The organism is Schlegelella aquatica (assembly GCF_026013905.1).
Lineage (GTDB): Bacteria > Pseudomonadota > Gammaproteobacteria > Burkholderiales > Burkholderiaceae_C > Caldimonas > Caldimonas aquatica.
In genome coordinates, this window is record NZ_CP110257.1 from 241,188 (window position 1) to 255,401 (window position 14,214).

Here is a 14,214-nt window from a genome sequence, read left to right on the forward strand (position 1 = left end):
CCCGGTGCGCACGCACACGGTGCGCTGTCGGGCCTGCGCAGGGCAGGCGGCGTGCCGTTTCGGGGCACACCGTGCGCGCGCGCCGTGGCACGGATCGTGCAGAAACGGCCCCGCCCCTCAACCTCGGAGAGCCCTTCATGAAGACAGTTCACCTCGCGATCGCCGCGTTCTCGCTCGCCACGTCGGCCACCGCCTGGTCGCAGGCCCCGGCGCCCGCGGCCGCGTCCGCCCACACCTTGAGCGGCAACCTCACGCTCGCGAGCGACTACCGGTTCCGCGGCTTCACGCAGACCGCCTACAAGCCTTCACTACAGGGCGGCATCGACTTCTCGCACACGTCGGGCTTCTACCTGGGCAACTGGAACTCCAACGTCGAGCAGTCGCTGTATAGAGGCGCCTCGCTCGAGATGGACTTCTATGGCGGCTACAAGTTCTCCGCCGGCCCCCTCAACGTCGACGTCGGCGGCATCTACTACCTCTACCCCTCGGACGACACGGGCGGGCTCGGCAAGGTCGACCACGCCGAGCTGTATCTCGGCGCCGGCTGGAGCCTCTTCAGCGCGAAGCTGTACTACGGCCTGACCAACTTCTTCGGGCTGGGCGACGGGGCACCGGGCAACACCAAGGGCAACTACTACGTGGATCTCGCCGCGACCTACGACCTGGGCGGCGGCTGGACCGTCAGCGGCCACTACGGCTATCAGTACGTCAAGAACGGCACCGACTTCGGGCTGCAGGACGACGACGTGAGCGACTACAAGCTCGCCGTCACCAAGGACCTGAGCGGCTGGCTGCTCGGCGCGGCGCTGGTGGCCACCAGCGACAAGGACTTCTTCACGACCGGTGTGTCGGCCCCCAAAGCGGGCGGCAAGACACGCCTCGTGCTGTCGGTGGGCAAGACGTTCTGAACCTCGAACGGTTCGCAAGGAGAAGACGATGAAGATGGTGACGGCGATCATCAAGCCGTTCAAGCTGGACGAGGTGCGCGAAGCGCTGAGCGGCATCGGAGTGCAAGGCATCACCGTGACCGAAGTGAAGGGCTTCGGTCGACAGAAGGGCCATACCGAGCTCTATCGGGGCGCCGAGTACGTGGTCGACTTCCTGCCGAAGGTGAAGATCGAGGTGGCCGTCGACGACGCCCTCGTCGACCAGGTCATCGACGTCATCGAGCAGGCGGCCCGCACCGGCAAGATCGGCGACGGAAAGATCTTCGTCTCGCCGCTGGAGCAGGTGGTGCGCATCCGCACCGGAGAGACGGGCAAGGACGCCCTGTGATCGTGTGATGCGAGGCGCCCGCGGCGCGGGCGCCTCCTGAGCCAGGAACAACACCCATGAAGAAACTACTCGCCTCCCTGGCGCTGGGCCTTGCCGCATTCGGCTGGACGCTCGGCGCTCATGCCCAGGACGCCGCGCCTGCGTCTGCCCCGGCGGCTGCGGCGGCGGCTGCCGAGCCGGCTTCGGCAGCCCCTGCCACGGCCGCCGCTCCCGTACAGAGCGCCGCTTCCGCGCAGCCGGCCGCGACCCCCACCGCTGACAAGGGAGACGTGGCCTGGATGCTCGTCGCCACCCTGCTCGTCATCATGATGGCGGTGCCGGGCCTGGCCCTCTTCTACGGCGGTCTCGTGCGCAGCAAGAACATGCTCTCGGTGCTGATGCAGGTGTTCGCCACCTTCAGCCTGATCGTCGTGCTGTGGTTCGTGTACGGCTACAGCCTCGCATTCACCGAGGGCAACGCCTACATCGGCGGCTTCGATCGCTTCCTCATGAAAGGCACGTTCGACGCGGCCAGCGGCTCCTTTTCGATGGCCGCCACCTTCAGCAAAGGCGTGGTGATCCCGGAGATCCTCTTCGCCGCGTTCCAGGCCACCTTCGCTGGCATCACCTGCTGCCTGATCGTCGGCGCCTTCGCCGAGCGCATCAGGTTCTCGGCGGTGCTCTTGTTCATGGTGCTGTGGTTCACCTTCAGCTACCTCCCGATCGCGCACATGGTGTGGTTCTGGATGGGCCCCGACGCCTACACCGCCGCCGACCAGGTGGACGCGCTGACCGCCAAGGCCGGGCAGATCTGGCAATGGGGCGCGCTGGACTTCGCGGGCGGTACCGTGGTGCACATCAACGCCGCGATTGCCGGCCTGGTCGGCGCCTACATGGTGGGCAAGCGCATCGGGTACGGGCGCGAGGCGTTCACCCCGCACTCGCTCACGCTGACGATGGTCGGAGCCTCCTTGCTGTGGGTCGGCTGGTTCGGCTTCAACGCGGGTTCAGCGCTCGAGTCGGGCAACTTCGCGGCGCTGGCCTTCATCAACACCTTCCTGGCCACCGCGGCGGCGGTGCTGTCGTGGATGGCCGGCGAGTGGCTGAGCAAGGGCAAGCCGTCGATGCTGGGCGCGGCCTCCGGTGCGGTGGCCGGTCTCGTGGCCATCACGCCGGCCGCCGGCAACGTCGGCATCGTCGGCGCGCTCGTCATCGGGCTGGTGGCCGGCCTGGCGTGCCTGTGGGGCGTCTCGGGCCTCAAGCGAGTGCTGGGGGCCGACGACTCGCTCGATGTGTTCGGCGTGCACGGGGTGGGCGGCATCGTGGGTGCGCTGCTGACGGGCGTGTTCAACTCGCCGGCGCTCGGCGGCCCCGGCTTCGTCGCCGACTGGGTCACCGGCACCATGGTCACCGCGGCCGACTACTCCATCGCCGCCCAGGTGTGGACGCAGCTCAAGGCGGTGCTCCTGACCGTCGTGTGGTCGGCGGTGGTGGCGGCGATCGCCTACAAGGTCGTCGATCTCGTGATCGGTCTGCGCGTCAGCGAGGAAGAAGAGCGCGAAGGCCTGGACATCGCCTCGCACGGCGAGACGGCCTACAGCAAGTGAGGCCTTTCGGGGCGCGGCCGAGCCTGGCCGCCCGGCACGCGCCCCGGGGACCGAAGGCGGTCACTCCCGGCGGGCCCGATTCGTTGCTCGAATGGCAACAGAGTGGCAGACGGTCTTGCGCAACACGCGTCGGACCCCATTTGCCTAGAATCGACGCTCGCCCTCTCGAGGACACGCAGGGTCGTCCCGCGTCTGCCTGACGGACGGGGCGGGGCGCACACCGCGTCCCGCCGCGGGGGGCTTTCACTCGCCGCCACTGAAGGCTTTCCGCATGGTCCCTCATCTCATCACGGCGCTGACCGGCCCGATCAACGAGCTCGAGCAGCGCATCCTCGAATCCATGCCTGCCATCGAGCGCTGGTTCCGGCTCGAATGGATGGAGCACACGCCGCCGTTCTACAGCTCGGTGGACCTGCGCAACGCCGGCTTCAAGCTCGCGCCGGTGGACACCAACTTGTTCCCCGGCGGCTTCAACAACCTCACCGAGGAGATGCTGCCGCTGGCGGTGCAGGCTTCGATGGCCGCGATCGAGAAGATCTGCCCCGAGGCCAAGAACCTGCTGCTGATCCCCGAGCGGCACACCCGCAACTCCTTCTACCTCACCAACGTCCAGCGGCTGGTGCAGATCTTCCAGGCCGCGGGCCTGAACGTGCGGCTCGGCACGCTGGACGAGACGATCAAGGAGCCCACGACGCTCGAGCTGCCCGACGGCAGCACGCTCACCGTCGAGCCGCTGGTCCGCACCAAGCGCCGACTGGGCCTCAAGGACTTCGACCCCTGCACCATCCTGCTCAACAACGACCTCTCGGCCGGCCTGCCCGAGGTGCTGGAGGGGTTGCACGAGCAGTACCTCCTGCCCCCGCTGCACGCCGGCTGGGCGGTGCGGCGCAAGTCCAACCACTTCCAGGCCTACGAGGAGGTCGCCAAGAAGTTCGCCAAGCTCCTCGGCATGGACCCGTGGCTCATCAACCCGATGTTCGCCAAGTGCGGCCAGGTGAACTTCCAGGAGGGTGCCGGGCTGGAGTGCCTGCAGAGCAACGTCGATGCGCTGCTGGCCAAGATCCGGCGCAAGTACAAGGAGTACGGCATCCAGGAGAAGCCCTTCGTCATCGTCAAGGCCGATGCCGGAACCTACGGCATGGGCATCATGACGGTGCGCGACGCGAAGGACCTGACCGCGCTCAATCGCAAGACCCGCAACAAGATGTCCGTCATCAAGGACGGCCAGGAGGTGTCGGAGGTCATCATCCAGGAGGGCGTGCCGACCTACGAGCGCATCAACGACGCGGTGGCCGAGCCGGTCGTCTACATGATCGACCGCTACGTGGTCGGCGGCTTCTACCGGGTGCATGCCGAGCGGGGCATCGACGAGAACCTCAACTCCCCGGGCGCGAGCTTCGTGCCGCTGGCCTTCGCCGAGTCCGCCCAGTTGCCCAAGCCGCACGCCAAGCCCGGGGCGAGCCCGCCCAACCGCTTCTACATGTACGGCGTGATCGGCCGGCTCGCCATGCTGGCGGCCAGCTACGAGCTCGAGGCCACCGACCCGAACGCCGAGACGTACGATTGAGCCCCCGTCCCGCCGCGCGCGGGGCCTCGCCCGCCTTCGTTGCTGCGTCGCAACATTGATTTCGAGCAGCCCCGGCGGGACAGGCGCAAAATGGCGGCCTTTCCATAACGACCTCCCGCTCGTGGCATCCAGGACCCAACGCGCGCCCGCCGGCTCCCAGTTGGCGGCGCTGACACTCGGTGCGATCGGCGTCGTCTACGGCGATATCGGCACCAGCCCGCTGTATGCGCTGAAGGAAGTCTTCACTCACGGCCGCATCCCTGTGACCGCGGAGAACATCCTCGGGATCCTGTCGATGATGTTCTGGACGCTCACGATCATCGTCTCCCTCAAGTACGTGAGCCTCATCCTGCGGGCCGACAACAACGGGGAGGGCGGGTTGGTCGCCATGCTGGCCTTGGCCTCCATGGCCGTGAAGGACCGGCCGGTGCTGCGCCGGCGATTGCTGGTGGTGGGCATCTTCGGCACGGCCATCTTCTTCGGCGACGGGGTCATTACACCGGCTATCTCGGTGCTCTCGGCGGTGGAGGGGCTGGAAGTGGCGGCCCCGGGGCTGGAGCCGTTCGTCGTGCCGATCACGCTGGTCGTGCTGACGGCGCTCTTTGCCGTGCAAAAGCGCGGCACGGCGAGCGTCGGCAAGCTGTTCGGGCCCATCACCGCCGTGTGGTTCATCGTCCTCGCGGTGCTGGGCCTGGCGCACGTCGTGCGCAATCCGGCGGTGCTCTCGGCCCTGCTGCCTCACCACGCGCTGCTGTTCATCTTCCAGCACCCCGGGCTCGCCTTCGTCTCGTTGGGGGCGATCGTGCTGTGCGTCACCGGGGCCGAGGCGCTGTATGCCGACATGGGGCACTTCGGCAAGCGCCCGATCCGCGTGGCCTGGTTCAGCCTCGTGATGCCGGCGCTCGTGCTCAACTACTTCGGCCAGGGGGCGATGCTGCTCGTCCACCCCGAGAACGTGAACAACCCGTTCTACGAGATGGCGCCGACCTGGGCGCTGTACCCGCTCATTGGGCTGGCCACCTGTGCCACCGTGATCGCCTCGCAGGCGCTCATCTCGGCCGCTTTCTCGGTGACCAAGCAAGTCATCCAGCTCGGCTACCTGCCGCGCCTGCGGATCACCCACACCTCCGTGCGCGAGGCGGGGCAGATCTACGTGCCCTTCGTCAACTGGACGCTGTACGGCTGCATCGTCATCGCCGTCGTGCTGTTCGGCTCCAGCAGCGCGCTGGCCTCGGCCTACGGCATCGCCGTGACGATCGACATGCTCATCACCACGGTGATGACCTTCTTCGTCATCCGCTACGCGTGGAACTACCCCTGGGCCGTGTGCGTGGCGGCGACGGGCTTCTTCTTCGTGGTGGACATGATGTTCTTCGCCGCCAACGCGGTGAAGGTGCTGGACGGCGGCTGGTTCCCGCTGGTGATCGGCGCGATCATGTTCACGCTGATGACGACGTGGAAGCAGGGTCGTCAGCTCCTCGGCGAGCGGCTGCGCGACGAGTCGGTCGAACTCAAGAGCTTCCTCGACTCGGTCTTCCTCAGCCCGCCCACGCGGGTGCCCGGCACGGCGGTGTTCCTCAATGCCGAGAAGGGCACCACGCCGAACGCGCTGCTGCACAACCTCAAGCACAACAAGGTGCTGCACGACACCAACCTCTTCGTGACCGTGCGCCACCACGAGGTGCCGTGGATCGGCTTCGACAAGCGCGTCGAGGTCGAGCCGCTGGGGCATGACTGCTGGCAGGTGGTGCTGCATTTCGGCTTCAAGAACGACCCGGACGTCCCCGAGGCGCTGCGGCTCCTGCGCGGCCGGGGCGTGCAGCTCGACGACATGGAGACCTCGTACTTCCTGTCGCGCGAGATCGTCATCCCCACCTTCGGCAGCGGCATGATGCCCTGGCGCGAGAAGCTGTTCTCGGGCATGCACCGCAACGCGGCCGGGGCGGCCGACTTCCTCCATCTGCCGGCCAACCGGGTGGTCGAGTTGGGCTCGAAGATCGAGATCTGACGCGCCTCGTCCAGCCCCTCGCCGGCGGGACGGGCCGGGCCCTGATAGGCTGTGAAGCTCTCGTGACCGCCGGGAAGGATTCAGCCCCGACCCCACGACCATGAAGTTCCTTTTCCTCGCCGATCCGCTCGACCGATTCAAGATCTACAAGGACTCGACCTACGCAATGATGCGCGAGGCGGCCGCGCGCGGTCACGAACTGTGGGCCTGCGAGCCGCGTCATCTGGCCTGGCGCACCGGCTCGCGCGTCGTCGCCCGCGCCACGCCGGTGCTCCTCACCGGGGTGAGCGACCCGTGGTACGAGGCCGGCGAGCCGCAGGTGGTCGAGTTGGCCTCGTTCGACGCGGTGTTGATGCGCAAGGACCCGCCGTTCGACACCGAGTACTTCTATGCGACGCACCTGCTCGAGCAGGCCGAGCGCGAGGGCGCGCGCGTGTTCAACAGCGCACGCGCATTGCGCGACCATCCCGAGAAGCTCGCGGTGATGGAGTTCCCGCAGTTCATCGCGCCGACGCTGGTCAGCCGCGACGCCGAGGAGATCCGCGAGTTCCACGCCGAGCACGGCGACGTGGTGCTCAAGCCGCTCGACGGCATGGGGGGCATGGGCATCTTCCGGGTCGGCCCCGACGGACTCAACCTCGGCAGCATCATCGAGACGCTGAACCAGGGCGGCACCCGCACCATCATGATCCAGCGCTACCTGCCGCAGATCGTGCAGGGCGACAAACGGGTGCTGGTGATCGGCGGGGAGCCGATCCCCTATGTGCTCGCCCGCATCCCGCAAGGCAGCGAGATCCGCGGCAACCTCGCCGCCGGCGGCAAGGGGGTGGCGCAGCCGCTGAACGAGCGCGACCGCGAGACGGCACGCGCGATCGGCCGGGTGCTCGCTCCGCGCGGGCTCCTGCTCATCGGGCTGGACATCATCGGCGAGTGTGTCACCGAGATCAACGTCACCAGCCCGACCTGCTTCCAGGAGATCGCCCAGCAGACCGGCTACGACGTTGCCTGCACCTTCATCGACGCGCTCGAGGCGGCGTTGGCGGGGTGAGCGAACCAAGGGGGTCCCCCAAAAGAAGAGCGGCCCCGCAGGGCCGCTCCGTTCGCTCGAGGTCCGGCGAGGGGGGCTCAGGCCGCCGCCAGCCAGCAGGCGGTGTCGAACGCGCTGCTCATCGGCGGCAGATTGATCGTGAACGCCGGCGCACCGTTCTTCTTCGGCGTGATGTCGCCGTTGCGGGCCACTTCGTTCGCCCGCTCCCATGACCCGATTTCCTGGGAGCGGGCTACAGAAAAGAATAGAAGCACCTGAATGGCACTTTCCGCTCCGCCCAGAAGTCGGCGGCGTCGCGGAAGACGTCCAGCAGCTGCTCGCGGGCCTCGCGGTCGAAGCGCGGGTTGTCCGGCAGCTGCTCGAGCACCACGATGAAGCCCGGCTGCGGGCCGGCCTTGTGAATCAGATCCGTCATGCAGTCGTACAGCGCATCGAAGTTCTTGCCGAAGTGCGCCGGGAACAGGAACGACTGGGCAATCGTCTCCAGCACTTCCTGCTTGGTCTGCGCGTTCGCCAGGTTCGCGTAGAGGAAGTGCTGCCCGGTGTCTTGCGCGGTCTGCATCAAGTCTTCTACGCGGAATGCGCGTATCGACTGGACGATGTTCGGACGGACGGTCTGCAAAAGCATGTCACGATCCCCAAGTGCAACGAATCATTCGACGATCCGGCGGAAGCTCGCGTAGTGGTCGTCGGTGTAATAGCAGGCTTCAGGGGCGCTCGGCGGCTGCCCTCCGCACACGATGCGCCGCGGCCCCCGGTGACGGACCCCGGGCGTTTTCACCGTATATTCGCGGTAGTGCCCCCGAGGCTTGACCGGCAGCAACCGCTCTCGATTGAAGAACACCGTGCCGTCCTTCTCGTAGGGGAAAGGTCCCCCTTGGCGGATGAGGCGATGGGTCTCCTGCGCTTGCGGCGGCAGTTCGGCGAAGGCGATGACCGCTCGCTCGCCCTGCACCGTGGTCGGCCCCCTGGCATCGACCGGCCCGGAAGCGAAGGCCACGGCCAGCGCCGCGACGGTGGCGGCTCCTACCCTGCGGAGCGACGACGGCCACCGACGTGACGTACCAGCGGTCCCCACGGGTTTTCCCTGAAAACTGAAGCCGCGATGGTACCGGTTTGGCGGAAAAACCACAAGTTTCTGCTGCAATTTTCAGCAGAAAGGATCGGAATTCGCTGCTTCTGACGTGAGCGATCGCTTTCTTTTTTGGCCTTATGGCGCCTCGCATTGACCGCCGCTGCGGCGGCTGCCGAGGCCGCGTGACGCGCCGAGGGACGCCGCCGCGCCCCCTGGTGCAAACCGTGGCGCGTTTCACAGGAGACGCCGGTTCCGCGTGCGCCCACCGGGGAGCCGCACACGCGGGCCGGGCCTGCCGCGTCAGCGCGCGGCGTTGGCGTCCGCCACGGTGAGCGCCGTCATGTTGACGATGCGGCGCACGGTGGCCGAAGGCGTGAGGATGTGCACCGGCTTGGCGGCGCCGAGGAGCATCGGGCCGATGGCGATGCCGCCGCCGGCGGCGGTCTTGAGCAGGTTGTAGCTGATGTTGGCCGCGTCGATGTTCGGCAGCACCAAGAGGTTGGCTTCGCCGGCCAGCGTGCTGTTGGGCATCAGCTCGTGGCGGGCGGCCGCGTCCAGCGCCAGGTCGCCGTGCATCTCGCCGTCGATCTCCAGCCAGGGCGCCTGCTGGCGCACGAGTTCGAGCGCCTGGCGCATCTTGACGGCCGAGGGCTGGTTGCTCGAGCCGAAGTTGGAGTGCGACAGCAGCGCGGCCTTGGGGTGCAGGCCGAAGCGCATCATCTCCTCGGCCGCGAGGATGGTGATCTCGGCCAGCTGCTCGGCGCTCGGGTCGTAGTTGACGTGCGTGTCCACCAGCATCACCTGCCGCGTGGGCAGGATCAGCATGTTCATGCAGGCGTACACATTGACGCCCGGGCGCCGGCCGATGACCTGGTCGATGTAGTGCAGGTGCATGGCCGTCGTGCCCCAGGTGCCGCACAGCATGCCGTCCACCTCGCCTTTGTGCAGCAGCATCGAGCCGATGAGCGTCAAGCGACGGCGCATCTCGATCTTGGCGAGTTGGGCTGTGACGCCCTTGCGCTCGGTCATGCGGTGATAGGTCTGCCAGTAGTCGCGGTAGCGGTGGTCGTACTCGGTGTTCACCACGTCGTAGTCGCGGCCCTCCTGCAGTCGCAGGCCGAAGCGTTCGACGCGCTGCTTGATGACCTCGGGGCGGCCGACCAGCGTCGGGCGCGCGAGCGATTCGTCCACCACCACCTGCACCGCGCGCAGCACGCGCTCTTCCTCGCCTTCGCAGTAGACGACCCGCTTGTGCGCCGCGCGCTTGGCCACCGCGAAGATGGGCTTCATCGTCGTGCCCGAGGCATAGACGAAGCTCTGCAGCTTCTCGCGGTAGGCGTCGTAGTCCTGGATCGGGCGCAGCGCGACGCCGGAGTCGGCCGCCGCCTTGGCCACGGCCGGCGCGATGCGGATCATCAGCCGCGGGTCGAAGGGCTTGGGGATCAGGTACTCGGGGCCGAAGCTGAGCGTGGCGCCCGCGTACGCGGCGGCGACGACCTCGCTCTGCTCGGCCTGCGCCAGTTCGGCGATCGCGTGGACGGCCGCGATCTCCATCTCGTCGGTGATCGTGGTCGCCCCCGAGTCCAGCGCCCCGCGGAAGATGTATGGGAAGCACAGGACGTTGTTGACCTGGTTCGGGTAGTCGGTGCGGCCGGTGGCCATGATGGCGTCGTCGCGCACCGCCTTGACTTCCTCGGGCAGGATCTCGGGCGTGGGGTTGGCCAGCGCGAAGATGAGGGGCTGGCGCGCCATCTTGGCCACCATCTCCGGCTTGAGCACGCCGCCGGCCGACAGCCCCAGGAACACGTCGGCGCCCTCGATGACCTCGGCCAACGTGCGCGCTTCGGTCTTCTGCGCGAAGACGGCCTTGTCCGGGTCCATCAGCTCGGTGCGGCCTTCATAGACGACGCCGGCGAGGTCGGTCACCCAGATGTGCTCGCGCGGCAGGCCGAGCTTGACGAGCAGGTTCAGGCACGCGAGCGCCGCCGCCCCGGCGCCGGAGGTCACGAGCTTGATCTCGCGGATGTCCTTGCCGGTGAGCTTCAGACCATTGAGCAGCGCCGCGCCCACGACGATGGCGGTGCCGTGCTGGTCGTCGTGGAAGACCGGGATCTTCATGCGCTCACGCAGCTTGCGCTCCACGTAGAAGCAGTCCGGCGCCTTGATGTCCTCGAGGTTGATGCCACCGAAGCTGGGCTCGAGCGCGGCGATGATGTCCACCAGCTTGTCGAGGTCGTGCTTCTCGTTGATCTCGATGTCGAAGACGTCGATGCCCGCGAACTTCTTGAACAGCACCGCCTTGCCTTCCATCACCGGCTTGGCGGCCAGCGGGCCGATGTCGCCGAGCCCCAACACCGCCGTGCCGTTGGTCACCACCGCGACGAGGTTGCCGCGCGAGGTGTAGCGAAAGGCGTTGGTCGGGTCGGCGACGATCTCCTCGCAGGCGGCGGCCACGCCCGGCGAGTACGCGAGCGCGAGATCGCGCTGGTTGACGAGCTGCTTGGTGGCGGTGACGGCGATCTTGCCCGGCGCGGGCAGCTCGTGGTATTCGAGCGCCGCGCGGCGCAGCTGGGCTCGTTTTTCTTCAGGGGTGGGCATCGCAATCCTTCGTGGTGTCCGTGGTCGTGTGGCCCGCTGGCGGGCGGCGGGCTGCCGTGCGACTGGGCGGCAGCCCTGCGCGGACCATTGTAGGAGTGGGCCGGGCCGCGTTTGCGGCGTCGAGACAGCCCTGCGCCCCGTGCAGCGCCGGCGGGGCCTCGCGCCTGACCGCCGCCGCGGCCGCACCGGCGGCGCAGTGTGGCAAACGCCGCCGTCTGCCCGCATGCGCAATATTGCGTACCGGTCCGGGGCGGCGGCCTCGTCATAGTCGTGGCTGGTGCGCCGTCGCCGGCTGCGGTGGCGCGACAATCCCGATGATGCCCGCCGAGCCCGGATCGACCCGCACTGCCGCCTCGTGGCGCCGAGCCCTGCCCTGGGCGGCGCTGGTGGCGCTGCTCGTGGTGGGCCAGACCGCGCTGGTGCGCCTGACGCTCGACTACGAGGCCGCCCGCGCGCAGGAGCGGGTGGAGGAGGTGGCCGCCGACGCCGCCGCGGACCTGCGCAACAGCCTCGCGCGCGATCAGCAGAGCTTGCAGGCGCTGCTGTGGAACGAGCCGCCCCTGGCGCGTTGGCGCGAAGGGGCGAGCGAACTGCTGCGAGAGCGCCGGGAGCTGGTGCGCATCGAGCGACGCGACCTGGCGTTCCAGGTCACGAGCTTCGTGGAGTCGCCGTACCGGCCCCCGGTGTTCAAGCAGTTGCCCCGCACGGACGCCGACCTCGACGCGGAGGTGGCGTGCGCGAGCGCGCACCGCTTGTCGGGCCCCGTCTATTCGCGCAGCTACTTCGTGCCGCTGCCCGGCGGGCTCGGCATCGAGCTGATGGACGTGTGCATGCCGGTGATGCACCAGGGCGAGGCGGTGGGCTACATGGTGGCGTCGTACTCGCTGCAAGGCATGCTGTCGGAGAGCATCACGCGCGCACGCACCGAGGGGCACGAGCTCGCTTTCGTGGAAGGCGATGGCACGCGGCTCGCGCGCTCGGGCAATGTGGCGCGCGGGCGCGGGGTGTACGTCGCGCAGCGCATCATCGACCTGCCGGGCACGCCGCTGCAGCTGCGTGTGGACAGCGCGATCGGCAAGCCCGATCTCATCCCCAACCTGGCCACGGCCCTCGTGCTGGGGCTGTCGATCGCGCTGGGGGCGGTCGTGGTGCTGCTGGTGCGCGACACGCGGCGCCGCGCCGAGGCGGAGCAGGGGTTGGCCGAGGCGCTGGCTTTTCGCAAGGCGATGGAGGACTCGCTCGTCACCGGCTTGCGCGCCCGCGACCTGGAAGGGCGCATCACCTACGTGAACCCGGCCTTCTGCGAGATGGTGGGCTTCGCGCCGGACGAACTGCTGGGCACGATGACCGAGGGCGATCCGCCGCCTTACTGGCCGCCGGAGATGGTGGCCGAGTACACGCGCCGGCAGCGGGTGCGCCTGGCCGGCACCGCGCCGCCGCGCACGGGGCACGAGACGGTGTTCATGCGCAAGAACGGCGAGCGCTTCCCCGTCATGATCTTCGAGGCCCCGCTGGTGGATGGGCACGGCCGTCAGACCGGCTGGATGAGCGCGGTGCTCGACATCTCCGAGCAGCGGCGCATGGAGGAGCTCTCGCGCCAGCAGCACGAGCGCCTGCAAGCCACGGCGCGTCTGGCCACGGTGGGCGAGATGGCCTCGCTGCTCAGTCACGAGCTCAACCAGCCGCTGGCGGCGATCTCCAGCTACGCGACCGGGTCGATGAACCTGATGAGCGAGGGGCCGGTCGATGCCGAGACGCAGCGCATGATCGGGCAGGCGCTCGCGCGCATTGCCGAGCAGGCCGAGCGGGCCGGGCGCGTCATCAAGAGCGTGCACGATTTCGTGCGCCGGCGCGAGCACGTGCGCGAAGCGACCCGCGTCGATCATCTGCTGGAGGCGGTGATGCCCCTGGTGCGCCTGCAGGCGCGCAAGAGCGGCACGCGCATCGAGCTGGACCTGCCGGCGCCTCCGCAGCCGATGCCGCGCGTGATGTGCGACCGCACGATGATCGAGCAGGTGCTACTCAACCTCACCCGCAACGCCATCCAGGCGATGGAGGAGATGCCGCTGGAGCGCCGCGTGCTGACCTTGCGTGTGCGTCAGACGCAGCCGCGCTGGGTGGAGATCGCGGTCATCGACCGCGGCCCCGGCATCGCGCCGGCCGTGGCCGAGCGGCTCTTCACGCCCTTCTTCACCACGAAGGCCGAGGGCATGGGGCTGGGCCTGAGCTTGTGCCGCACGGTGATCGAGCAGCACGGCGGGGCGCTGCTGTTCGAGAACCTGGGCGCCGATCAAGGTGGGGGCGCGGTGTTTCGGTTTACGCTTGCAGCCGATGCGAGCGCCGCGGCCCGCCGCGCGCCGCGCAGCGACGCCCCTCTTGCCCCGACCCCTGACGAGGCCACCGGATGAGCACCTCGGCTTCTGCCATTCCGACCGTCTACATCGTCGACGACGAAGACGTGCTGCGCGACGCGCTCGCCTGGTTGCTGCGCTCGCGCCGGCTGCTCTCCGAAGGGTATGCGTCGGCCGAGGCGTTCGAGGCGATGCTCGACGCGCGCCCGGGCGGCGCGCTGCGAGATCCCTGCTGTTTGCTGCTCGACGTGCGCATGCCGGGCATGAGCGGTCTGGCCCTCTTCGACCGGCTCATCGAGCGCGGGCTCATCGACCTGATGCCCGTCATCTTTCTCACCGGGCACGCCGACGTGCCGACCGCAGTGGCCGCGGTCAAGCGCGGCGCCTTCGACTTCGTCGAGAAGCCGTTCTCGGACAACGCGCTGGTGGACCGCGTCGAGCAGGCGCTGGCGCGCAGCGCCGAGGTGCTGGAGCGCCGGCGCGCGCGACAGGCCATCGAGCGGCGGCTGGCCGAGCTGACCGAGCGTGAACGCGACGTGATGCGGCTGGTGGTCGAAGGGCGGCCCAACAAGCTCATCGCGGACGAGCTGGACATCAGCGTGCGCACGGTGGAAGTCCACCGGGCCCGCGTGTTCGAGAAGATGGACGTGAAGTCCGCGGTGGAGCTCGCCAACCTGTTGCGCGACCTCAAGGACTGACAATCCGC

Annotated in this window: 11 protein-coding genes; 8 read left to right on the plus strand and 3 right to left on the minus strand. The window is 68.4% G+C overall.

Annotation, left to right across the window (positions count from 1 at the left end):
* The first annotated feature begins 137 nt into the window (after positions 1-137).
* From OMP39_RS01075 to gshB, 6 genes are all read left to right on the plus strand, one after another.
* Positions 138-908, plus strand: coding sequence for a TorF family putative porin (locus OMP39_RS01075; protein WP_264892978.1), 771 nt, complete (start codon positions 138-140; stop codon positions 906-908).
* A gap of 28 nt (positions 909-936) precedes the next feature.
* Entirely contained in the window at positions 937-1,275 is a 339-nt protein-coding gene (gene glnK, locus OMP39_RS01080) for a P-II family nitrogen regulator (protein ID WP_264892979.1), read from the plus strand.
* Between the two features lie 56 nt (positions 1,276-1,331).
* Positions 1,332-2,861 carry an ammonium transporter gene (gene amt / locus OMP39_RS01085; protein WP_264892980.1) on the plus strand — a complete coding sequence of 510 codons (1,530 nt, stop codon included), beginning with the start codon at positions 1,332-1,334 and terminating at the stop codon, positions 2,859-2,861.
* Between the two features lie 271 nt (positions 2,862-3,132).
* Entirely contained in the window at positions 3,133-4,428 is a 1,296-nt protein-coding gene (gene gshA / locus OMP39_RS01090) for a glutamate--cysteine ligase (RefSeq protein WP_264892981.1), read from the plus strand.
* 121 nt (positions 4,429-4,549) lie between these two features.
* Positions 4,550-6,436: a potassium transporter Kup gene (locus tag OMP39_RS01095; RefSeq protein ID WP_264892982.1), complete on the plus strand. Its 1,887-nt coding sequence runs from the start codon at positions 4,550-4,552 to the stop codon at positions 6,434-6,436.
* Positions 6,437-6,536: 100 nt separating this feature from the next.
* Positions 6,537-7,484, plus strand: a complete 948-nt coding sequence (gshB, locus tag OMP39_RS01100; RefSeq protein WP_264892983.1) for a glutathione synthase — start codon at positions 6,537-6,539, stop codon at positions 7,482-7,484.
* A 232-nt stretch (positions 7,485-7,716) separates the two neighbouring features.
* Here the strand turns inward: gshB and OMP39_RS01105 are convergent, their stop codons facing one another.
* The 3 genes from OMP39_RS01105 to OMP39_RS01115 form a co-directional block, all read right to left on the minus strand.
* On the minus strand, positions 7,717-8,112 hold the full coding sequence (locus OMP39_RS01105; protein WP_264892984.1) for a barstar family protein: 396 nt from the start codon (positions 8,110-8,112) through the stop codon (positions 7,717-7,719).
* 24 nt (positions 8,113-8,136) lie between these two features.
* Positions 8,137-8,484, minus strand: a complete 348-nt coding sequence (locus tag OMP39_RS01110; protein WP_425340651.1) for a guanyl-specific ribonuclease — start codon at positions 8,482-8,484, stop codon at positions 8,137-8,139.
* A gap of 375 nt (positions 8,485-8,859) precedes the next feature.
* Complete coding sequence (locus OMP39_RS01115; protein ID WP_264892985.1) at positions 8,860-11,157, minus strand: NADP-dependent malic enzyme; 2,298 nt, start codon at positions 11,155-11,157, stop codon at positions 8,860-8,862.
* A 314-nt stretch (positions 11,158-11,471) separates the two neighbouring features.
* Between OMP39_RS01115 and OMP39_RS01120 the strand changes: the two genes are divergently transcribed.
* Together OMP39_RS01120 and OMP39_RS01125 are read left to right on the plus strand one after the other, a co-directional pair.
* Positions 11,472-13,565 (plus strand): two-component system sensor histidine kinase NtrB, encoded by a 2,094-nt coding sequence (locus OMP39_RS01120; protein ID WP_264892986.1) that lies wholly within the window; start codon positions 11,472-11,474, stop codon positions 13,563-13,565.
* Positions 13,562-14,206 carry a response regulator transcription factor gene (locus OMP39_RS01125; RefSeq protein ID WP_264892987.1) on the plus strand — a complete coding sequence of 215 codons (645 nt, stop codon included), beginning with the start codon at positions 13,562-13,564 and terminating at the stop codon, positions 14,204-14,206. The genes OMP39_RS01120 and OMP39_RS01125 overlap by 4 nt, the downstream gene beginning before the upstream one ends.
* The last annotated feature ends 8 nt before the right edge of the window (positions 14,207-14,214 follow it).

Coding starts and splice junctions, on each gene's coding strand:
- OMP39_RS01125 (WP_264892987.1), top strand. CDS start 13,562: ATGAGCACCTCGGCTTCTGCCATTCCGACCGTCTACATCGTCGACGAC.
- glnK (WP_264892979.1), top strand. CDS start 937: ATGAAGATGGTGACGGCGATCATCAAGCCGTTCAAGCTGGACGAGGTG.
- OMP39_RS01115 (WP_264892985.1), bottom strand. CDS start 11,157: ATGCCCACCCCTGAAGAAAAACGAGCCCAGCTGCGCCGCGCGGCGCTC.
- amt (WP_264892980.1), top strand. CDS start 1,332: ATGAAGAAACTACTCGCCTCCCTGGCGCTGGGCCTTGCCGCATTCGGC.
- OMP39_RS01105 (WP_264892984.1), bottom strand. CDS start 8,112: ATGCTTTTGCAGACCGTCCGTCCGAACATCGTCCAGTCGATACGCGCA.
- OMP39_RS01120 (WP_264892986.1), top strand. CDS start 11,472: ATGATGCCCGCCGAGCCCGGATCGACCCGCACTGCCGCCTCGTGGCGC.
- OMP39_RS01075 (WP_264892978.1), top strand. CDS start 138: ATGAAGACAGTTCACCTCGCGATCGCCGCGTTCTCGCTCGCCACGTCG.
- gshA (WP_264892981.1), top strand. CDS start 3,133: ATGGTCCCTCATCTCATCACGGCGCTGACCGGCCCGATCAACGAGCTC.
- gshB (WP_264892983.1), top strand. CDS start 6,537: ATGAAGTTCCTTTTCCTCGCCGATCCGCTCGACCGATTCAAGATCTAC.